The sequence below is a fragment of the Nocardia sp. NPDC055321 genome, assembly GCF_053645575.1.
The window spans coordinates 193,439-213,362 of record NZ_JBSHMS010000015.1 but is presented as its reverse complement, the minus strand read 5'-3'; the positions used below and the strand labels follow the sequence as shown (position 1 = coordinate 213,362).

General features: G+C 70.0%; 24 protein-coding genes. 13 read left to right on the top strand and 11 right to left on the bottom strand.

The window, feature by feature from the left end; all coding sequences use genetic code 11:
• Window positions 1–73 precede the first annotated feature (73 nt).
• Window positions 74–697, top strand: a complete 624-nt coding sequence (locus ACWIGI_RS24580; protein WP_454204777.1) for a carbonic anhydrase — start codon at window positions 74–76, stop codon at window positions 695–697.
• 447 nt (window positions 698–1,144) lie between these two features.
• Window positions 1,145–1,813, top strand: a complete 669-nt coding sequence (locus ACWIGI_RS24575) for a hypothetical protein (RefSeq protein ID WP_454204776.1) — start codon at window positions 1,145–1,147, stop codon at window positions 1,811–1,813.
• Between the two features lie 709 nt (window positions 1,814–2,522).
• Here the strand turns inward: ACWIGI_RS24575 and radA are convergent.
• Together radA and ACWIGI_RS24565 are read right to left on the bottom strand one after the other, a co-directional pair.
• Entirely contained in the window at window positions 2,523–3,911 is a 1,389-nt protein-coding gene (gene radA / locus ACWIGI_RS24570) for a DNA repair protein RadA (protein ID WP_454204775.1), read from the bottom strand.
• 127 nt (window positions 3,912–4,038) lie between these two features.
• The gene (locus ACWIGI_RS24565; protein WP_454204774.1) at window positions 4,039–4,656 is read right to left on the bottom strand and encodes a hypothetical protein; all 618 of its coding nucleotides are present in this window, start codon (window positions 4,654–4,656) and stop codon (window positions 4,039–4,041) included.
• A gap of 356 nt (window positions 4,657–5,012) precedes the next feature.
• Between ACWIGI_RS24565 and carD the strand changes: the two genes are divergently transcribed.
• From carD to ACWIGI_RS24535, 6 genes are all read left to right on the top strand, one after another.
• Window positions 5,013–5,501: an RNA polymerase-binding transcription factor CarD gene (gene carD, locus ACWIGI_RS24560; RefSeq protein WP_067569016.1), complete on the top strand. Its 489-nt coding sequence runs from the start codon at window positions 5,013–5,015 to the stop codon at window positions 5,499–5,501.
• Between the two features lie 2 nt (window positions 5,502–5,503).
• Complete coding sequence (gene ispD / locus ACWIGI_RS24555) at window positions 5,504–6,232, top strand: 2-C-methyl-D-erythritol 4-phosphate cytidylyltransferase (RefSeq protein ID WP_454204773.1); 729 nt, start codon at window positions 5,504–5,506, stop codon at window positions 6,230–6,232.
• A gap of 17 nt (window positions 6,233–6,249) precedes the next feature.
• Window positions 6,250–6,717: a 2-C-methyl-D-erythritol 2,4-cyclodiphosphate synthase gene (gene ispF / locus ACWIGI_RS24550; protein ID WP_454204836.1), complete on the top strand. Its 468-nt coding sequence runs from the start codon at window positions 6,250–6,252 to the stop codon at window positions 6,715–6,717.
• 94 nt (window positions 6,718–6,811) lie between these two features.
• Window positions 6,812–8,212 carry a cysteine--tRNA ligase gene (gene cysS, locus ACWIGI_RS24545; RefSeq protein WP_454204772.1) on the top strand — a complete coding sequence of 467 codons (1,401 nt, stop codon included), beginning with the start codon at window positions 6,812–6,814 and terminating at the stop codon, window positions 8,210–8,212.
• 227 nt (window positions 8,213–8,439) lie between these two features.
• Window positions 8,440–9,423, top strand: a complete 984-nt coding sequence (rlmB, locus tag ACWIGI_RS24540; protein ID WP_454204771.1) for a 23S rRNA (guanosine(2251)-2'-O)-methyltransferase RlmB — start codon at window positions 8,440–8,442, stop codon at window positions 9,421–9,423.
• Window positions 9,424–9,653: 230 nt separating this feature from the next.
• Window positions 9,654–9,932, top strand: coding sequence for a DUF4190 domain-containing protein (locus ACWIGI_RS24535; protein ID WP_454204770.1), 279 nt, complete (start codon window positions 9,654–9,656; stop codon window positions 9,930–9,932).
• Between the two features lie 55 nt (window positions 9,933–9,987).
• Here ACWIGI_RS24535 and ACWIGI_RS24530 read toward each other — a convergent pair whose 3' ends face one another.
• The 3 genes from ACWIGI_RS24530 to ACWIGI_RS24520 all read right to left on the bottom strand — a co-directional run bounded on the left by ACWIGI_RS24530 (window position 9,988) and on the right by ACWIGI_RS24520 (window position 12,968).
• A complete protein-coding gene (locus ACWIGI_RS24530; protein WP_454204769.1) occupies window positions 9,988–10,800 on the bottom strand; it encodes an enoyl-CoA hydratase/isomerase family protein in 813 nt (270 codons plus the stop codon).
• Window positions 10,801–10,830: 30 nt separating this feature from the next.
• On the bottom strand, window positions 10,831–12,000 hold the full coding sequence (locus tag ACWIGI_RS24525) for an acyl-CoA dehydrogenase family protein (RefSeq protein ID WP_454204768.1): 1,170 nt from the start codon (window positions 11,998–12,000) through the stop codon (window positions 10,831–10,833).
• A gap of 197 nt (window positions 12,001–12,197) precedes the next feature.
• Window positions 12,198–12,968: an alpha/beta fold hydrolase gene (locus ACWIGI_RS24520; RefSeq protein WP_454204767.1), complete on the bottom strand. Its 771-nt coding sequence runs from the start codon at window positions 12,966–12,968 to the stop codon at window positions 12,198–12,200.
• A 72-nt stretch (window positions 12,969–13,040) separates the two neighbouring features.
• Here ACWIGI_RS24520 and ACWIGI_RS24515 point away from each other — a divergent pair, with 72 nt between their 5' ends.
• The 3 genes from ACWIGI_RS24515 (at window position 13,041) to ACWIGI_RS24505 (ending at window position 14,569) form a co-directional block, all read left to right on the top strand.
• Window positions 13,041–13,355 carry an antibiotic biosynthesis monooxygenase family protein gene (locus ACWIGI_RS24515; RefSeq protein WP_454204766.1) on the top strand — a complete coding sequence of 105 codons (315 nt, stop codon included), beginning with the start codon at window positions 13,041–13,043 and terminating at the stop codon, window positions 13,353–13,355.
• 204 nt (window positions 13,356–13,559) lie between these two features.
• Window positions 13,560–13,757 carry a CbtB domain-containing protein gene (locus tag ACWIGI_RS24510; protein ID WP_354988220.1) on the top strand — a complete coding sequence of 66 codons (198 nt, stop codon included), beginning with the start codon at window positions 13,560–13,562 and terminating at the stop codon, window positions 13,755–13,757.
• Window positions 13,748–14,569, top strand: coding sequence for a CbtA family protein (locus ACWIGI_RS24505; RefSeq protein ID WP_454204765.1), 822 nt, complete (start codon window positions 13,748–13,750; stop codon window positions 14,567–14,569). Before ACWIGI_RS24510 ends, ACWIGI_RS24505 begins: the two co-directional genes overlap by 10 nt.
• A gap of 122 nt (window positions 14,570–14,691) precedes the next feature.
• Here ACWIGI_RS24505 and ACWIGI_RS24500 read toward each other — a convergent pair whose 3' ends face one another.
• The 4 genes from ACWIGI_RS24500 to ACWIGI_RS24485 form a co-directional block, all read right to left on the bottom strand.
• Window positions 14,692–15,135 (bottom strand): OsmC family peroxiredoxin, encoded by a 444-nt coding sequence (locus tag ACWIGI_RS24500; RefSeq protein ID WP_354988221.1) that lies wholly within the window; start codon window positions 15,133–15,135, stop codon window positions 14,692–14,694.
• 139 nt (window positions 15,136–15,274) lie between these two features.
• A complete protein-coding gene (locus ACWIGI_RS24495; RefSeq protein WP_454204764.1) occupies window positions 15,275–15,715 on the bottom strand; it encodes an SRPBCC family protein in 441 nt (146 codons plus the stop codon).
• 69 nt (window positions 15,716–15,784) lie between these two features.
• A complete protein-coding gene (locus ACWIGI_RS24490; RefSeq protein ID WP_454204763.1) occupies window positions 15,785–16,105 on the bottom strand; it encodes a DMT family transporter in 321 nt (106 codons plus the stop codon).
• Between the two features lies 1 nt (window position 16,106).
• Window positions 16,107–16,754: an FMN-dependent NADH-azoreductase gene (locus ACWIGI_RS24485; protein ID WP_454204762.1), complete on the bottom strand. Its 648-nt coding sequence runs from the start codon at window positions 16,752–16,754 to the stop codon at window positions 16,107–16,109.
• A gap of 101 nt (window positions 16,755–16,855) precedes the next feature.
• Between ACWIGI_RS24485 and ACWIGI_RS24480 the strand changes: the two genes are divergently transcribed.
• Complete coding sequence (locus ACWIGI_RS24480) at window positions 16,856–17,458, top strand: TetR/AcrR family transcriptional regulator (RefSeq protein WP_454204761.1); 603 nt, start codon at window positions 16,856–16,858, stop codon at window positions 17,456–17,458.
• An 11-nt stretch (window positions 17,459–17,469) separates the two neighbouring features.
• Here ACWIGI_RS24480 and ACWIGI_RS24475 read toward each other — a convergent pair whose 3' ends face one another.
• Window positions 17,470–18,471 (bottom strand): ABC transporter permease, encoded by a 1,002-nt coding sequence (locus ACWIGI_RS24475; protein ID WP_454204760.1) that lies wholly within the window; start codon window positions 18,469–18,471, stop codon window positions 17,470–17,472.
• An 11-nt stretch (window positions 18,472–18,482) separates the two neighbouring features.
• Window positions 18,483–19,379 (bottom strand): ABC transporter ATP-binding protein, encoded by an 897-nt coding sequence (locus tag ACWIGI_RS24470; RefSeq protein ID WP_454204759.1) that lies wholly within the window; start codon window positions 19,377–19,379, stop codon window positions 18,483–18,485.
• Between ACWIGI_RS24470 and ACWIGI_RS24465 the strand changes: the two genes are divergently transcribed.
• Window positions 19,326–19,658 carry a cobaltochelatase subunit CobN gene (locus tag ACWIGI_RS24465; RefSeq protein WP_454204758.1) on the top strand — a complete coding sequence of 111 codons (333 nt, stop codon included), beginning with the start codon at window positions 19,326–19,328 and terminating at the stop codon, window positions 19,656–19,658. The genes ACWIGI_RS24470 and ACWIGI_RS24465 overlap by 54 nt on opposite strands.
• The last annotated feature ends 266 nt before the right edge of the window (window positions 19,659–19,924 follow it).

The following is a 19,924-nucleotide window of genomic DNA, read 5'->3' as shown; positions in this document are numbered from 1 at the left end:
GGTCGGTGGCCGGTTGCCGGACCGTAACGTCGCGGACTCGCCAGTAACCGACCCCGTATGCAGAATGGGACACATGCCGCATTCCAACCCGATCAGTGCCTGGAAGTCCCTGCGTGAGGGCAACGAGCGCTTCGTCAACGGCACGTTGCAGCATCCTAGCCAAGGCGCCGCCGACCGGGCCAAGCTCGTCGCCGGTCAGCAGCCCCAAGCAATCCTCTTCGGCTGCGGTGACTCCCGCGTGGCCGCCGAGATCATCTTCGACCGGGGCCTCGGCGACATGTTCGTGGTCCGCACCGCCGGTCACGTCGTGGATTCCTCGGTCCTGGGGTCCATCGAGTACGGCGTGCACGTGCTGAACGTGCCGCTCATCGTGGTGCTGGGCCACGACAGCTGCGGCGCGGTCCGCGCCACCATCGACGCCCTCGATCACGGCAACGTGCCCGGCGGGTTCATCCGCAGCGTGGTCGAGCGCGTCACCCCGTCGATCCTGCTCGGCCGCCGCGACGGCCTCGAGTCGGTGGACGACCTCGAAGCCCGCCACGTCGAGGAGACCGCCCGCCTGCTGATGCAGCGTTCGGTGATCATCTCCGAACGCGTGGCGGCCGGCGAGTGCGCGATCGCCTGCGTCACCTACAACCTCGGCGAGGGCCAGATCAAGCTGCGCCGCGTCATCGGCAACATCGGCGAGGTCGTGTAGTCGCTGGTGAGATTGCCGGGCCTCGCTGCCGAACGCAGCGGGGCCCGGACTCGTCGTCGGGGCTGGGCATCCCGCAGGCCTCGAACGGGTGGCGCACGGCCCCACGGCCCGGAGGGACAGCTGTGCGTTCGCCGGCGGCGGGCGAAAGTGCCCACATCGCGCGAACACATCGGGTGCAGGCTGCAGTGGGCCGGGCGAGTCGCGAGGGTGGGGAGAAATAGGGCAGAACGGTCGACACGGGCACTGGGAGGTTGCCGGGGGTTGACGGGGTGGCAAACGGGACGGTCGGTGCGCCGGAAGTTCGGGCGGGCAAGGGTATTCGCGGAGATCGGGCCCGAAAAGCGGTTCGAGAGCCGGGGAAATCTACCTGGGGTGCGGCCCTTTTCAGCTCCGACACGCCGAGACCCTGCGCCGGATGCGCCCGACGGTGCCCTTACCGTTGTCAGCGTGCTGGAACCGAATGGACCGCTGCCGCCGGAAATCTACTGGCGCCGTCGCCTGATCGCGATCGGTGCCGTGGTGGTCGCTCTCGCGCTGGTCATCTGGGTGGCGTTCGCCCTGGTGCGCGGCGGTGGCGACGATAAGAAGGCCGGGGGCGAGACCACGTCCGCCGCCCAGGCGTCCCCGAGCAAGAGCGCGGCGAGCCCGACGTCGGGCGCGCCCGAGACGAGCAAACCCGCCGGGAGCGCGAGCCCGAGCGCCGCGCCCGCCGGCGCGCCCGCGGGCCAGTGCCCGGATCAGTCACTGGCCGTGAAGGTCAACGTCGGCCAGCCCACCTACAAGGCCGGGGAACAGCCGGTCTTCGGCATCGTCATCACCAACATCTCCAGCGGCGCCTGCGAACGCGACATGGGTTCGGGCCTGCAACTGGTGTCGGTGCAGTCGCTGGACGGCCAGCGCAGGCTCTGGTCCAGCACGGACTGCTACCCCGACGGCACCCCGGACATGCGCACGCTCAGCCCCGGCCAGCAGGCGGCCTTCACCGTCACCTGGTCCGCGCAGTCCTCCCAGCCCGGTTGCGCGGGCGAGCGTATCCCGGTACCCGCGGGCCCCTACACCGTTGTCGCCCAACTCGGTTCGGTGCGCAGCGCACCGGAACCCTTCAATATCGCCTGATCCCAGCACACCCGCATCGAAGGCCGGAACCACACCGTGGTCCCGGCCTTCGCCGTTCTCGCGGCGGGACAGCGCGTTCGGGCCGATCCCGCGCAATCGGGCTGGCGCCACCCGAGTTTCGGCACGATGCTGCCGGATAACGGGTGCTCCCACCTATTTTCGGCGAATTGCACAATCGGCGCGGGGTGAATTCCGCGCGCGAATTCGAATCCGTCAGCGGATCCGTTGATGCACTCGTGATATCACCGGATGCCGAACGCTATGAGTCGGGCTGTGTTCGCCCGCAGAATCCGAACGATTCCGGGTCACAATTGCGGGCCCGAAACCGGTCGTTCGATCATCTGCGCGCCGGTAGCCGGAATTCGGCGCGATAGCCGCGAATCCCGCTCGGCGCGAACGATCCACACTCATCCACAGGAGCGACACGGGTGTCCAGGTACGGCGAAATTGCCGAATCGCCCCGGCATTCGAATCGCACGGGAATCGGTGAGATACGTCCCCGACGAGCGTCAAGCCCCCTTAGCGCGACACGCCCGCACGCCACGCGGGCGTTATGCGGCTTCCACACCGCCGCCGGGCGCGCTTCACACCCGCGTGGCAGCGCTCCTCGAACCCGAGCGGCAGCACCGTCGTCCCCGAAATCGCGTGTCGCGCCGAGCCGCTGCACTGTCCCGCCGCACCGCAGCGGTCTCGAGCCCGCGCAGCCGTCTCAAGCCTGCGCAGCGGCCCGTCGCCGCGGCCGCAGCCCGCTCATCGACAGCGCCGCACCGAGATCGGCGACCTCGCGCAGGGTCATGCTGCGGCCCGTGCGATCCACCCCGGGCGGCACCAGGGCCTCGGTGAAACCGAGTCGCTCCGCCTCGGCCAGTCGCCGGGTCAGCCCGGTCACCTGCCGCACCTCCCCCGCCAGCCCCACCTCGCCGAGCACCACCAGGCCGCTGGGCAGCGCCCGATCCTGACTCGCGCTCGCGATGGCCAGGGCCACGGCCAGATCGGCGGCGGGCTCGGTGAGCCGCATACCGCCCACGGTGGCCGCGTAGACGTCCTGCTTGCCCACGTAGACCCCGCAGCGGCTCTGCAGGACGGCCAGGACCATGGAAACGCGGTTGTAGTCCAGCCCGCTCACCGCGCGCCGGGGCGCGGGCACGGCGGTGTCGACCGTCAGGCCCTGCACCTCGCCCAGCATGGGGCGCTTGCCGTCCATGGCCACGGTGACCGCGGTCCCGGGCACCGAGGCGCCCCGATGATGCAGGAACAGCCCGGAAGGGTCGTCCACACAGGCGATTCCGGCCTCTTTCATCTCGAAGCAGCCCACCTCGTCGGTGCTGCCGAAACGATTCTTGATGCCGCGCACCATGCGCAGCGAGGTGTGCTTGTCGCCCTCGAAGTGCAGCACCACGTCGACCAGATGCTCGAGCGTGCGCGGACCCGCCACCGAACCGTCCTTGGTGACGTGCCCGACCAGCAGCACCGCGATACCCGTCGCCTTGGCCAGCGAGGTGAGCGCCGCGGTCACCGTGCGCACCTGGGTGACACCGCCGATCACGCCGTCCGTGTCCCCGGCCAGCATGGTCTGCACCGAGTCGACCACCAGCAGCGTGGGCCGCACCTGCTCGACATGCCCGAGGATCGTGGCCAGATCGGATTCGGCCGCCAGATAGACCTTTTCGTGTACCGCGCCCGTCCGGTCGGCCCGCAGCCGCACCTGGCCCGCCGATTCCTCGGCCGTGACGTAGAGCGCGATCTCGTCGCGCGCCCGCGCCCAGCGATGCGAGACCTCGAGCAGCAGCGTCGATTTCCCGACGCCGGGCTCCCCGGACAGCAGCACCACCGACCCGGGCACGATGCCCCCGCCCAGCACCCGGTCCAGTTCGGACACGCCCGTGCCGCGCGCCTGGGTGCGCTGGGAGTCGATCGCCGAGATGGGTGTGGCGGCGGTGCTGGGCAGCATGGCTTTTCGCCCCACGCCCGCCGACGCGGCGGCGCCGGCCACCTCCTCGATGGTTCCCCAGCCCTCGCACGCCGGGCACCGCCCGACCCACTTGGCGACCTCGTTCGAGCACGCAGCACACCGATACAGCGATTTCACCTTGGCCACGCGCGCAGCCTAATGACCGGCTCCGACAGGAACCCTCACGCCCGCGCTCACCGGCGCGCCCGAAACGCACCGCACCCCGCTCCGGTATCCGGGGCGGGGTGCGGTCGAGCGTGTGCGGGAAGCCGGCTCAGTGGCCGCCGGCCGACTCGCCTTCCTTCTTCGCGGGCTCGGGGCGCGCGAGGTCCGGCCCGGCGTCGACCGGCACGTTGATCGCGACGGTGCCGTTCCGCTTGAAGTTCATCGTTACCTGGTAGGTCAGGCCGGGGGTGACGTCCTTGGTCAGACCGGTGACCTCGATGAGCAGCGGGTTGGCCGCCGGATCGGCGGGCTTGTCCGCCGCGGTGGTGGCGGTGGTGGCCGGGGCACCGTGCGAGTCGTCGTGCCCGTGGTCGTCGGCCTTGGCCGACTTGTTCGGCAGATCCGCGACCAGGGTGGCCTGCGGCTTGATCTCGGCCTTGCCGTTGACCTTCACCTGGCCGATGTCGGTGGTGATGCTGACGAGCTCGTCGGGCTCGTACTCGCCGAGGTTGGCGGCGCTGAACGCGAGAACGGCCTTGCCGCCCTTGGCGTTCTGGTACTCCTCGCTCTGCGGGAGCAGGAATCGCACATCGCGCAGCGCGATCTTGCCGACCTCGGCTTCGTTGCCATTGACGGCCGCGACCTGGTCCGCGGTCTGCGACACCTGTCCGGCGCCGCAACCCGTCAGCACGAGCGCCGCGCCCGCGGCGAGTGCGGCAACTGTCACGGCACGCGCCTTAGACAAGGTGGTGGCTTTCAGGGCAGTCACGGGTTGTCCTCCATGTCGACCGGGCTCACTCCACTATGCAGAGTAGTAGTCAAAGAGAGTAATGCGTGCGATCGGACGCCTCGCGCGGGGGCAGTGTCGTTTATGCGAGGGTGCCCACCGCGTATGCGAAGAGGGGCCCGGCATATGCCTGCGAACACCGCCCCGCGCTATCCCGTTATGCCACAACAAGATGCACACGATTCCCGTTCTGTCAACCCCCGCCGCTGGCTCGTTGTGGCCCTGACCTGCGCCGTTGATCGCGCCGTTACCGAGTCGCATGTTAAACTGTGAACATCGAAAGGGGCACGGGACAGATGATTTTTAAGGTCGGAGACACCGTCGTTTACCCCCACCACGGAGCGGCGCTGATCGAAGCTATCGAAACTCGCACCATCAAGGGTGTACAAAAGGAGTATCTGGTCCTGAAGGTCGCGCAAGGCGACCTGACCGTTCGGGTTCCCGCAGAGAACGCAGAGTATGTCGGCGTCCGCGACGTCGTCGGCCAGGAAGGCCTCGACAAGGTCTTTCAGGTACTGCGTGCACCGCATACCGAAGAGCCCACCAACTGGTCTCGCCGCTATAAGGCCAACCTCGAGAAGCTCGCCTCCGGCGATGTGAACAAGGTGGCCGAGGTCGTTCGCGATCTGTGGCGCCGGGAGCAGGACCGCGGCTTGTCCGCCGGTGAGAAGCGCATGCTGGCCAAGGCCCGCCAGATTCTCGTCGGCGAGCTCGCGCTCGCGGAGGGCACCGACGATGTTCGTGCCGAGACCCTGCTCGACGAGGTTCTCGCAGCGGCATCCTGACAGTGAACGCATCACACGGCGCGAGCCGTGTTGTCGCGCTGGTGCCTGCCGCCGGTCAGGGCGTACGTCTCGGTGAGTCGAGGCCGAAGGCATTCGTCCCGGTCGGCGGCATTCCCATGCTTCGCCTGGCCATCGATGGTCTGCTCGCATCCGAGTCCGTCGACGAGGTGGTGGTGATCGTGCCCGCCGACCTCGTCGACGAGACTCGCGCCCTCCTGCCCGACAGTCACGTTCCCGTACGCGTGGTCCCCGGCGGCGCCGAACGCACCGATTCGGTGCGGGCCGGCCTGAACGCCGCCCCCGCGGCCACGCACTATCTCGTACACGACGCCGCGCGCGCACTCACCCCGCCCGATCTCGTATCGCGCGTGGTCGAGCGGTTGCGCGCCGGTGCGGTCGCGGTGGTCCCGGCCCTGCCGGTCACCGACACCATCAAATCCGTCGACGCCGCGGGCGCCGTCACCGGCACGCCCGACCGTTCGGCGCTGCGCGCGGTGCAGACGCCGCAGGGATTCGACGCGGAATTGTTGCGCTCGGCGCACGCCACCGGAATCCACGCGACCGACGACGCGGGTCTGGTCGAATTGCTCGGCGCCGTCGTGCACACCGTGCCGGGCGCGGCGATGGCATTCAAGATAACGACTCCCCTGGACCTGGTGCTGGCCAATACACTGGTGGCGCGGGGCGAGTCCGGTCCACACGAATCCAGAGAGGCGGTGCCGACGCCATGAGCTTCGATCCCACCTCTCTGCGGGTCGGCGTCGGCAGCGACGTGCACCCGATCGAACCCGGCCGTCCCTGCTGGATGGCCGGCCTGCTGTTCGACGGCGACAGCGGTTGCGCCGGGCATTCCGACGGTGATGTGGCCGCGCACGCGCTCTGCGACGCGCTGTTGTCCGCGGCCGGGCTCGGCGATGTCGGCGCGATTTTCGGCACCGGCCGGCCCGAATGGGCGGGCGTCTCCGGTGCGGCGATGCTCAAAGAGGTCCGGCGCCTGCTGGATGAAGCGGGCTTGACGATTGTCAATGCCGCTGTACAGGTCATCGGAAATCGGCCGAAGATGGGCCCGCGACGCGCCGAGGCGCAACAGGTGCTCGGTGAAATTCTGGGTGCGCCGGTATCGGTGTCCGGCACCACCACCGACGGTCTGGGACTCACCGGCCGCGGCGAGGGCGTGGCGGCGATCGCCAACGCCCTGCTGTGTTGTCGGGACTGACCCGACCCGCCTGTCGCCTCGAAAATCCCCAGCGGCCGCCCGAAGCCGTATCCGCCCGTCTTCCGCCATATCCCAACAGCTAGGATGCCTTGTCGTGACTCTGCGCCTGTTCGACACCGAGACGCGGACCCTGCGTGAATTCACTCCGCTGGTCCCCGGCCACGCCTCGGTGTACCTGTGCGGCGCGACCGTTCAGGGCGAACCCCACATCGGCCATGTGCGCAGCGGCGTCGCCTTCGACGTGCTGCGACGCTGGTTGTCCGCCAACGGTTTCGACGTGGCCTTCATCCGCAATGTCACCGACATCGACGACAAGATCCTGCACAAGGCCGCCGAGGCGGGGCGCCCGTGGTGGGAGTGGGCCGCCACGCACGAGCGCGCCTTCGACCGCGCCTACGCCACCCTCGGGGTGCTGCCGCCGTCGGCCGAGCCGCGCGCGACCGGGCACATCACCCAGATGGTCGACATGATGGAACGGCTCATCGAGCGCGGGCACGCCTACCCGTCCGAGGGCAACGTCTATTTCGACGTGGTCAGCTTCCCCGACTACGGCAAGCTCTCCGGCCACAAGCTCGACGACGTGCACCAGGGTGAGAGCGCCGGCCAGGGCAAGAAGGATCAGCGCGACTTCACGCTGTGGAAGGCCGCCAAGCCGGGCGAGCCGAGCTGGCCGTCGCCGTGGGGCCCGGGCCGCCCGGGCTGGCACCTCGAATGCTCCGCCATGGCCGAGTACTACCTCGGCGCGGAGTTCGATATCCATTGCGGCGGAATGGATCTGGTCTTCCCGCATCACGAGAACGAGATCGCGCAGTCGCGCGCGGCCGGTGACGGGTTCGCCCGCTACTGGCTCCACAACGGCTGGGTGACCATGAGCGGCGAGAAGATGTCCAAGTCGCTGGGCAACGTGCTCTCGATTCCGAACGTGCTCGCGCGCCTGGACGTGCGGCCGGTCGAACTGCGCTACTACCTGGGCAGCGCCAACTACCGCTCCATGCTCGAATACTCCGATCACGCGCTGACCGAGTCCGCGGCGTCGTACCGCCGGATCGAGGCGTTCATCCATCGCGTGGTCGAGCGCGCCGGGGACGCGCCGATCGGCGCCTGGACCACCGGGTTCGCGGACGCGCTGAACGACGACCTCAACGTGCCCAAGGCGCTCGCCGAGATCCACGGCGTGGTGAACGAGGGCAACAAGGCCGTGGACGCCGACGACCTCGACACCGCCCGCACCCTCGCCGGACAGGTCCGGGCCATGCTCGCCGTCCTGGGCGTGGATCCGCTGGACGCGCACTGGGCGGCGCCCGCCGACTCCTCGTCGGCGCTGGCCGCCCTGGACGTGCTCGTCGGCGCGGAACTCGAACGACGGCAGCAGGCCCGGGCCGACAAGGACTGGGGTGCGGCCGACGCCGTCCGCGATCGGCTCAAAGCGGCGGGCGTGGAGGTCACCGACACGGCCCGCGGTCCGGAATGGTCACTGACCACAGCGGATCGTTGATCGGGCCGGGCTCGCCCGGCAGTACCCGGTCTCGGACTCGTCCGAGGCGACACCCGGCGCGGTACCACCGCGCCGCACCCGCGCTACGAGGCGGTAGCGCACCAGAAGAACAGGGCGCAGCCGTTTGCTGCGCCGACCGGATGCAGGTTTCCCGCATGATCGACCGAGAGCGGGTTCTCCCGTGACCGGCCGATGCGGGTTCCCCGCGTGATACGGAAGGCGAAGTAATGGCAGGCAATTCGGCGCGACGCGGTGCGGTGCGCAAGAGCGGAACCAAGAAGGGGCAGGTCGTCGGTTCCGGCGGCAAGCGCAGCCACGGCCTCGAGGGCAGAGGCGCCACGCCGCCCGCCTCCGAGCGCACCAAGCACCCCGCGGCCAAGCGGGCCCGGGCCGCGGCCAAGGCACAGAACGCCACCGCGAACAATCGGGCGCGCAACGCGAGCCGCCCGATCGCCGGCCGCAAGGACAACGCGGGCCCGGAGCTGGTGCTCGGGCGCAACCCCGTGGTCGAGTGCCTGCGCGCCGGGGTGCCTGCCACCGCGCTGTACGTCGCCGTCGGCACCGAGAACGACGAGCGGCTCACCGAGGCGGTGAAGATCGCGGCGGACACCGGCATCAGCATCCTGGAGCTGCCGCGCACCGATCTCGACAAGATGAGCCACAACGCCATGCACCAGGGCCTGGCCCTGCAGGTGCCGCCCTACCGCTACGCGCACCCGGACGATCTGGTGGAGAAGGTGCGCGCCTCGGGCGAGCCCGCCCTGCTGGTCGCGCTGGACAACATCACCGACCCGCGCAATCTGGGCGCGGTGATCCGCTCGGTGGCGGCGTTCGGCGGTCAGGGCGTGGTGATCCCGCAGCGCCGCAGCGCCAGCGTCACTGCGGTCGCCTGGCGCACCAGCGCGGGCGCCGCGGCCCGGCTGCCCGTCGCGCAGGCCACCAATCTGACTCGGACACTGAAGGATTGGGCGAGCAAGGGGTACCAGATCATCGGCCTGGACGCCGGTGGCGACACCTCGCTCGACGAGTTCGACGGCACCGCACCGACGGTCATCGTGGTCGGATCCGAGGGCAAGGGCCTGTCCCGCCTCGTGCGCGAGAACTGCGACGCGATTCTGAGCATCCCGATGGCCGGTCCGGTCGAATCGCTCAACGCCTCGGTGGCTGCGGGCGTGATTCTCGCCGACATCGCCCGGCAGCGCCGGGCCTGACCGCGCGGGTGCGCGCGGCGGCCTGCCGGCACGCCTGCGGCACACGTAAATAACTGCGCGCGAAGCGCTTTCACGAACTCCCCGGAACGCCTCGGCGCCGGGGAGTTCGCTCGTCGGAGCCCTTTTCGCCCCGCGCGCGTCGGCGCGGGCGCGGGCGTTCGAGCAAGTGCCGCAAGGGAACACCGCGCGTCTGCCTGTCGCACGGGCCGATTCGACCGTAAAATCGGGCGGTGGCCATCCATCATCAGCCCATCGGCTCACCGATCGAGCACGAATATGCCACGACGGTGCTGTTACTCGGGGTGCTCAGCGTGTTCTGCTGCGGGGCGCTGGGGCCGGTGGCCTGGGCCATGGGCCGCCGGGCGATGAACGACATCGAAGCCTCCGGCGGCGCGATCGGCGGCGGCGTACAGGTGCGCGTGGGCCTGATGCTCGGCATCCTCGGCACGATCCTGATGATCTGCTTCGGCATCCTGTTCTTCATGATGGCGCTCAGCGGCCGGGGCTGATCGCCCGCTCGTTCCGCCGCACCCGTCCCGCACGCGTATTCGCGTGCGGGCGAACTCAGTCCAGGCCGGGGCGATCCGCGCCGCCGGTGACCGCGTCCCAGGCCGGCCACTCCCCGCTCACGCTGCCCGTCCACTTCGGCGGGCGGCGGTCCTTGAGCGCGGCGACGCCCTCGCCGCCGTCGGCGCTCGTGGCGATGTACTCGTTGAGCTCGGTTTCCAAGCGGCCCACCGTTTCCGGGGACATGGTCGGCGCCTCCCACAGCAGCCGCTTGGACAGTGCCACCGGCAGCGGCGCGGAGCCGTGCGCGATGTCGTGCGCGATCGAGAGCGCGGTGGGCAGCACCTCGCCGGCGGGCAGGCAGGAATTGGCGATGCCGAGCGCCTGCGCCTCCTCCCCGTCGAAGGTGCGGCCGGTGAGCAGCAGGTCGGCGGCGACCGAACTGCCGACCAGGCGGGGCAGGGTCCAGTGCGCGTACCCGCCCGCGATCGCGCCGCGGCGCACCTGGTTGAGGCCGTAGACCGCGTCGCGGGCGAAGTACCGCAGATCGCACTGCAGCGCGATCTCCAGGCCGATGCCCACGGCGTGCCCGTTCACCGCGGCGATGACGGGTTTGCGGATGCGGAAGGGCGCAGGATCGATGAGACCGTTGACCTCGCCGGTCTTGAGCGACAGATCCGCGCCCGCGCAGAACGCGGGCGCGGTACCGGTGACGATGACCGCGCCGATGGCGTCCTCGGTGTCGCAGCGCCGCAGCGCCGCACCGAGTTCGGCCGCCATGGCGGGTGTGAGCGCATTCTGCTGAGCGGGCCGGTTGAGCGTGAGTACCGCGACTCCGCCGGACACATCAACATGCAGTTCCGAGCTCATGCGGGGAATGCTAGTGCACCTGCGAAGCGATCACCGCAGGATCTGGCGGCCGATGGCGTACTTGTGCACCTCGGTGGGGCCGTCGTACAGGCGGAAGGCGCGCATGTCACGGAAGATCATCTCCACCACGGTCTCGTCGCTGATGCCGATGCCGCCGAGCACCTGCACGCAGCGGTCGGTGACCTTGAACAGTTCCTCCGAGACGTACGACTTGGCGATCGAGCTCTCGTGCCGCGCCTTCTCGCCCTGATCCATGAGCCAGCAGGCGTGCCAGATGGTCAGGCGGCACTGGTGCAGCGCGATCTCGTTGTCCGCCAACAGGAACGACACGCCCTGGTGCTCGCCGATGGTCTTACCGAAGGCGGTGCGGGTCTTGGCGTACTCGATGGCGATGGACTGCGCCCGCTCGGCCGCGCCCAGCCAGCGCATGCAGTGGGTGAGCCGGGCGGGGGCCAGGCGCAGCTGGGCGTAGCGCAGGGCCTGGCCGGTCTCGCCGAGCACGGCCTCGCGCGGGAGCACGAGGTTCTCGAAGTTCACGACCGCGTGCCCGCCCACGTAGTTGCGGTCCATGGTGTTCATGATGCGTTCGATGACGATGCCCGGGGTGTCGCCCTCGCAGAGGAACAGGGTGGGGCCCGCGGGCAGGTGGTCGTTCTCGGCCAAGCGCGCCATGATGATCCACGTCTTCGCGCCGTCGGCGCCGGTGATCAGCCATTTGCGGCCGTTGACGGTGAAGTTCTCGCCGTCGAAGACGGCCTCGGTGGCGAGCTGGTTGGGGTCCGAGCCGGCGCCGTTCGGTTCGGTCATGGCGAAGACCGACCGCTGGTGGCCGTCGATGACCGGCTGCAGGAAACGCTCGACCTGCTCCTGGTTCGCGATCTTGGAGAGCATGAACATGTTGCCCTCGTCCGGGGCGGCGCAGTTCATGGCGACCGGGCCCAGGGTGGACCAGCCCGCCGCCTCGTAGAGCACGGCCTGCTCGATGTGGCTGAGGCCGCGACCGCCCAGTTCGACGGGAGCCTGCACGGTGAGCAGCTTCTCGGCGCGGGCCAGCTCGACCAGTTCCTGCCGGAGTTCGTCGGTCGGGCCGTGCTGGGTCAGGCGCGGGTCACGCTCGTACGGGACGATCTTGTCGATGACGAATTGCCGCACTCGATCGCGTTCGGCGGCGAGTTCGGCGGGAATCGTGAAGTCGATCATCGTTGGTCACCATTCATTCCGGGTCGGCTGCTCGCCGAGCATACGACGACCGCCCGCGAAGACTGAAGGCACCCGCCTTCACAACCTCGCGCGGCGTGTCGGAGCGGCCGATTCCGGAACCGGATCCGCAGGTCGGAGGGGTGACCCCCCGACAGAGCGGATCCGGGAGACCGGCGCGGCGCGCTACACGCGGCGCGCTACAGCACGCGCCGCAGGAAGCGTTCCACCTCGGCGCGGTAGGCAGCCGGCTGATCGTCGTGCACGAGATGCCCGGCGTCCGCGATCACCACGTGCCGGGCGTCCGGGTGGATCTCGGCCATGCGGACCATCTGCCCGGGCGGGGTGATCGTGTGCTCGCCCTCGAGCAGCAGCGCCGGAACCGTGACGGCCTTCCACTGTCCCCAGAACTCGCGCGTTCCCCACTCCTCGGAGATGTCCCGGAAGGTGTCCACCTCGCCGTGCAGGTGATACCCGTCGGCCTCGCGGCGGAAGGAATCGAGGAAGTAGCGGCCCGCGACCGGCCCGAAGAACTCCAGCATCGCCGCCTCGTCCGGGAACGGCTGCGGCCAGGCGTGCACCATGGCCGCCCAGTCCGCGGCGGTGCGGCCCTGGAAATCGGGCGCGATGTCCTCCACGACGAGCGCGCGCACCCGGTCGGGATGCGCGGCGGCGAAGACCCAGCCGTGCAGCGCGCCCATCGAATGCCCGATCACCACCATCGGTTCGGTGATGTGCGCGGTGGCGGCCGCGAGATCGGCGACGAACGCCTCGGTGGTCAGCTCGGCCGGAGCCGGACGGCCGTGCCCGGCCGCGTCGAAGGTGTAGACGTGGCCGAACTCACGCAGCCAGTCGAGGTGGCTGTTCCAGGTGCGGGCGCTGCCCATGAGACCGTGCAACAGCAGCAGGGGCACACCGGCGCCGCCCGCGTCGTGCAGGGCGTTCACGGCGGAATCTTCGTCATGCGACACGCCACCAATGTAGGGCGCGCGCAGCGGCGCGGGTGTGTCGTCTCCTCGGGCGGGCGGCGTAGATTCGGACATATGGCTGTCGTCAAGATCAATGCAATCGAAGTTCCCGAGGGCGCGGGCCCCGAACTGGAGAAGCGGTTCGCCGCCCGCGCGCACGCGGTCGAGAACTCGCCCGGTTTCCTCGGCTTCCAGCTGCTCCGCCCGGTCGCCGGTGACCAGCGCTACTTCGTTGTCACCCAATGGGATTCGGAGAGCTCCTTCGAAGCATGGCGGGACGGCCCGGCCCGCACCGCACACGCGGGAGGCGAACAGCGCAAGCCCGTTTCCACCGGTGCGTCCCTGCTGGAATTCGAGGTCGTGCTCGACGTTCAGGGCAAGAACGCCTGATCAGCCCGTGTTGACGAGTGGCCAGCGGGGATGTCACAGTTCGAGGTGAAGTATGCGACGGTGACGCGTAAGCCGGTGTGAATCCGGCGCGGTCGCGCCACTGTATCCAAGCATCGGATCCTTCGGGGAGATGCCGGGAAAGCCAGACACCGGCATCGTCGCACCCATCTCGACAGGGACGCGAATTCCCTTAGGAGGATTCGAATGGCCACCATTCACTCTCCCAGCGAGGCATCGGGCGACGCGCTCAAGGCGCTGTTGATCTCCGCTGCCGTCGTTCTGTTTGCGCTGCTCACGCTGTACCTGGTCGGCTTCGACCAGGGTGCGGTCTCCCGCACCGGCATGTACATGCACGAGCTCATGCATGACGGACGGCATCTGCTGGGTGTCCCGTGCCACTGAGCGAAACGACCCGGCCGTCCGGTACGGCGAGCGCCCTGACCGGTTCGCTCAAGACCCTGTTGATTCGAGGCCTGCTGGCCGGCTTGATCGCCGGTCTGCTGGCGGCCACCGTCGGCTACTTCGTCGGTGAGCCCAAGATAGACGCGGCCATCGCCATCGAGGAGGCCGCCGGTGGCGGTCACACCCACGGCGAGGCCGCCGAACCCGCCGCCGCGGGGGCTCCGGCGGAAGAAGAAGAGGAAGCCGAAGTCAGCCGCCCCGGCCAGAAGGCCGGGCAATTCCTGGCCCTGGGCCTGGCCGGTATGGCGTTCGGCGCCCTGTTCGCCTGCGCGGCCAACGTGGCCCGCCGGTACACCACCCTGTCCGGCCCGCGCCTCGCGCTCGGTCTGGCCGCCGGTGGCTGGCTGGCGATCGTCGCGGTGCCGTTCTTCAAGTACCCGGCCAACCCGCCCGCGGTGGGTGACCCGGAGACCATCAACGACCGCACCTGGCTGTGGGTCGCGGTGGTCCTGCTCGGCTTCGCGGCCGTCGGGCTCGCCGTCTACGCCTACCGGCTGCTGAACGGACAGCTCGACACCGTCCGATTGATCGGCGCCACAGCGACATTCGTGCTGGTCGTCGCGATCGGCTACATCCTGCTGCCGGGCATCGACGAGGTGAAAGCGGACTTCCCGCCGTCGCTGCTGTGGCAGTTCCGGGTGGCGTCGCTCGCCGAGACCGCGACCCTGTGGGCCGCACTGGGTCTGGCCTTCGCGGCGCTGACCGAGTTCGCCACCCGCGGCGAGCGCGAACCTGCGGCGGTCGCCGCGTAGTACACCCCGCGCGAGACACAGAAATGGGCAGTGCCGTAGGAACCGGCACTGCCCTTTTCGTTGTCCGGAACTCGATCCGGATCGGGCGAGCGGGTCGCCGAAGCCGGTTCAGCCGCGGAGCATCACGCCTCGAGCGTGGCGTCCAGCTCGATGGTGTCCACGCCCGCGAGGGCCTTGGAGACCGGGCAGCCCGCCTTCGCGGCGGCCGCGGCCTCGGCGAAGCCCGCGGCGTCGATGCCCGACGCACGGCCGACGACCGTCAGCTTGATCTTGGAGATGCGGAAGCCGCCGGCCGGATCCGGGCTCAGCGAGACATCGGCGGTGACATCCAGGCTCTCCGGGGTACCACCGGCGTTGCCGATCTGCGCCGACAGCGCCATGGCGTAGCACGAGGAGTGCGCGGCGGCGATCAGCTCTTCCGGGCTGGTGGTGCCGTCGGCGTTGTCGGCGGCGCGCTTGGGGAACGAGACGTCGTACTTGCCGACGCCGGAGCTCGCCAGCTCGACCTGACCGGAGCCGTCCTGCAGGCCGCCGGTCCAGGCGGTGCGCGCGGTACGTGTGGGCATCACTGTCCTTTCACTCAGGGGAATGGGGGCCGCTCCCGGCCACCGGGGTCACGCCCCGGCTCCCGCGGAGGGGCACGGTCGAAACTACCCCGCCGTGAGAGACGCGGGGTAGCAACGAGATAGGCGGCCGGTCAGCGGGTCACACGGTGGCCGCGGTCCGCAGGTCCAGGCGTTCCAGAATGCCCGGCCAGGATTCGCGGTGCCGGTCCCTGGCCGCGGCGGTGGCGAAACCGGCGTGTGTGAGCAGCAGCGCCGACCCCGCGCCGTGCGGTGAGAGTTCCACGGTGAGAACGGTTTCCGCGCCCTCGGTGCCCGCGGTCACCCAGGTCAGCTCGACCAGGCGTTCGGGAATCAGGCGCAGGAACCGGCCGTAGTGCGGGTGCCCGCCGCCCGCGGTGAAGAAGAACGGCTCGTTCACCGCGGGGCGCGAGAGCACCGAGCCGGGATCGGCGAACCACAGGCTCAGCTGCCGGGTACACATGGCATAGAGCTCATCGGGCGAAGCGGCCATGATGCGCTCGGCGACCAGGGAGAACGGCCGCTCGGACAACTCGGGTAACCGGATCGGGGCAACGTCCATGCGCGAGCACGATACCGGCCCCGATCCCCGTTCCCGCGTGGCGCCCGGGGCGGGTCGGCGGACCCGCCCTCACGCCGGATCGGTCGCCCGGGCCAGCACGATACCGCCGACTATCAGCGCGAGCGCCAGCACCCGGCCGGCCGAGAGCGGATCCTTCTGCAGCACAACGCCGAGACCGATCGCGCCCACCGCGCCGATGCCGGTGAAGACCGCGTACGCGGTACCGACCGGCAGGGTGCGCATGCTGTAGGACAGCAGCCAGACCGCGACGGCGGCCAGCACGAAGCAGATCAGGGTGGCCGGCGGGCGGGTAAAGTTCTGCGTCGGCTTGATCGACTGGGACCAGGCGACCTCCACGAGGCCGGCCGCGATCAGGACGAACCAGGCCATCTCAGTACTCCTTCCCGAGCCGGCGGGCGGATTCGAGCGCGGCGGCGTAGGAGGCGTCGTGCCGTTCGCGCGCGTGGGCCAGGTGCGGGTCCTGGCGGGCGTTCGCCCACTCGGCGGTGACGAAAACGGTGTCCGCGACGGCGAAGTGGCCCGCGAAGAAGTCGCGCAGGAAGCGCTCCTGATAGTCGAACGCGGCCTTCGGCGAACCCGGGGAGTACGCGCCGCCGCGGGCGGTGGTGACCACGAAACGGGTGGGCGCCAGCGACATTCGCGGGAACGTGATCTGGTCGAGCCAGGCCTTGAGCGCGGCGGGGATCGAGTAGTTGTACATCGGGGTGCCGATGAGCACCACGTCGGCCGCGCGCACCTGGGCGAGCAGCGGCTCGACTACCGCCCACGCCTCGGCCTGCGCTGGTGAATCCACCAGGTCCGCAAGGTGATCCAGGTCGGTGCTGCCGTGCGCGAGGACGCGATCGCAGAGTTCGGTCCAGCCTTCGCCGATGAAGGGGATCGGGTCGGCGGCCAGGTCGCGGTACTCGTAGCGCCCGGCCCGGTGTTCGGCGCGCCAGGATTCGGCGAAGGCGGCGCTCAGTTCTCGGCTGACGGCGGTGCGGCGGGCGCTGGCGTCGAGGTGCAGCAGGGTCGGCATGACGTTCTCCGGTCTATGTGGACAGTCTGTCCGTTTCATTCGAACGTTAGCCGTAACCGGACACATTGTCCACTTATTCCGGGACGAGCTACAGTGGCCGTATGGACCCCGTCGGATTGCCGCTGCTCGACGGCGCGGACTCGAGCGCCCCGGCCGAACGCGCCGACGCGGCCCGCAATCGAGCCAAAGTCCTCAGTGCCGCAGCCGAACTCTTCGCGAGCAAGGATCCGCGCACCGTCACCATGGACGAGGTGGCCAAGGCCGCCGGGGTCGGGCGCGGGACGCTGTACCGGCGGTATCCGGACGTGGTGTCGATCGCGGTCGCCCTGCTGGATCAGCACGAACGTGAACTCCAGGAGCAATTGCTGCGCGGTGCGCCGCCGCTCGGACCGGGCGCTCCCCCGGGCGCCAGGCTGGCCGCGTTCTTCACCGCGATGGTCGAACTGCTCGACGCGCACGCGGATCTGGTGCTGGGCGCGGAGACCGGGGGCGCGCGCTTCCGGACCGGGGCCTACCAGTTCTGGCGCGTGCACGTCCGCGCGCTGCTCGTGGAAGCCGGTGTGGCCGAAGTGGATTCCCTGGTCGACACGCTGCTCGCGCCGCTGGCGGCCGAGGTGTTCCGGTACCAGCGCGAGCACGGGCTCGACGCGGCGCGGATCAGCGCGGGGCTGACCCGCGTCGCGCACGGGGTACTCGGGCCGTAGCGGCTCGGCGTTCAGATCAGGTCGCGGCGGCGGATGAGCCAGGTCGTGCCGACCGCGAAAGCCGCGATGTAGAGGGCCAGCAGCGCGAGGGACTCACCCCGGCTCAGGATGTCCAGGACGCCGGGGGTGGCCGGGCCGGAGTCGGCACGCAGGGATCCGGCCAGTGAGCCCGCGGCGGTGCCGGGGAGGTGATCTGTCAGGGGGCGGATCGGGTCGAAGATCGCGGCCACGCCGCGCAAGAGGTTCTCCACCACCAGGACCCACACCAGGCCCAGGCCGACCGCGAGGGCCGGACCGCGGGCGATCGCGCCGATCAGTGCGCCCGCCAGGGTCCACATGCCGAGAATGACCGTGCCCGAAGCGATTCCGAGCAGCGCTCGGCCGGCGGACGGCAGCGCGAGCGACTCACCCTGCGTGGCCGCGATCAGTGCCGCCACCCCGGTGTCGACCACGAAGGCGGTCAGCACCAGGGCGATCACCGTCAGCGCGAGGGCGACGATCGCCCCGCCCAGCGCCGACACCCGCGAAGGGCCCTGGGTCAGAACGGTTTTCCAGCTACCCCAGCCGTATCCGGAGCCGATCGCCAGCGCGCCCAGCACCAGCATGAGCGCGCCGCCGAACATGGCCATGCCCTGGGTGAAGACCTCGGGCACCGCGGCGGGCAGCAGCTGGCGCAGCAGCACCTCGCGGGGCTGACCGTTCGACATCCGGCTGTCCGATCCGCTCGTGTAGGCCAGGTAGTTGAACAGGTAGGCGAAGGTCAGATTCAGCAGTATCCAGGTGCCGAGCACTATCCAGAACGCGGGCCATTTGCGCAGGCGCAGTAGCTCGGCTCGCGTGCTCGCCGGCAGGTCGCGCGCGGTGGATCCCGGCCGAGTGCGCGAGGGGACGACGGGCGGCGCGGCAGCCGGGGATCCCGCGTCCGCATCGGCTGCCGTCCGACGGTCCGCACCGAACGCGGGCCGCGTGGCGGGGCCCGGGAGTCCGCGCGCCGTCTCATCGCTCGGATTCATTGCCCGATCCGTCATTTCGCCGTCTCCGTCATCTCGAAAAACACTTCTTCCAGGGACTTTTCGTCGGTGCGCAGTTCGAGCAGGTCCGCGCCGGACTCGATGACCGCGCGTGCCACCGCGGGCGCCAGTGCCACACCGGCATCGACCTTGATGCCGGTGGCGGTGAGCAGCGCGGACCGGTCGCCGGCCACCCGGCGCACCGCAGGGAAGGCCGTCACGAGGGGCTCGGCCCGCACGAACAGCGCTGCCGCGCCGCGCAACTCGCGCACGGTGGCCTCGGTGAGCAGGCGGCCGCCGGAGATGACGCCGACGCGATCGCAGATCTCCTGCACTTCGGCGAGCAGGTGACTGGACAGCACGACGGTGTGCCCGTCGGCGGCGAGGGCGGTGACCAGCTCTCGCATCTCGGCCATCCCCGCGGGGTCGAGGCCGTTGGTGGGTTCGTCGAGAATCAGCAGGTCGGGATGGCCGAGCAGGGCCGCCGCGACGCCGAGGCGCTGTTTCATGCCGAGGGAGTAGGCGCGAAACCTGTCGTCACCGCGGTCGCGCAGGCGCACCCGATCGAGGACGCGCTCCACGTCGGCGCGATCGACACCGCGATAGCGGGCCAGCACCCGCAGGTTGTCGCGGCCGGACAGGTAGGGGTAGAAGCCGGGGCCCTCGATGAGAACCCCCATGCGGCGCAGGACTTCCGGCGCGCCCGGCGCATGTCCGAGCACCGTGGCGGTGCCGCCGGACGGGCGGATCAGGCCGGCCAGCATGCGCAGGGTCGTGGTCTTGCCCGCGCCGTTGGGGCCGAGAAATCCGTAGATCTCACCGCGCCGCACCCGCATGCTCACCGCGTCCACCGCGAGGTGCGGTCCGTAACGCTTGGTCAGCCGCTCGGTATCGAGGATCGCTTCGTTCATGGTTTCAGCGTCCGCCCGGGGCGATCGGGAAACATCCGCCACACAGCGCGATTCGCGGTACGCACCGCGACGTATGCCCGGGCGGAAGAGGCGTGGAGCGGCGCGCACGGCGCGCTGTACGTGGACCGCTCGGCCGATCCGGCCGGTGAGATCGTCATCGCCATGCGATTCGGCAACGGTGTGGTCATCGTGCCGCCGCCGCGCGGGTCCGGCGAGCACCCGGGTGGGAACTGTCACGACCCGAATCTGCCGCCGCGCCACCACTACCCGGCCGCCTAGCGCCGGATCGCCGCGCCGGACGGGTTCGCCGCCGACGCCGAGGTGCGCCTTCCTCCAGGTGGACGTGCCCGGACACCGCCGCCCCACGGGACATATCCGGCTCGATCGGGCACGCGTTCGACAGCCGCTACCGCCCCGCCGCGATTCCACCGGCGGCCGCCCGGACGGGCCCCGCCCGCGCGGAACATCCGGCGCGACCCCGTACGTACGCGGACGTATTTCCCGTCGAGACGGTGTCGCCGGAGCCCGCGCGGCGTTAGCGTTCA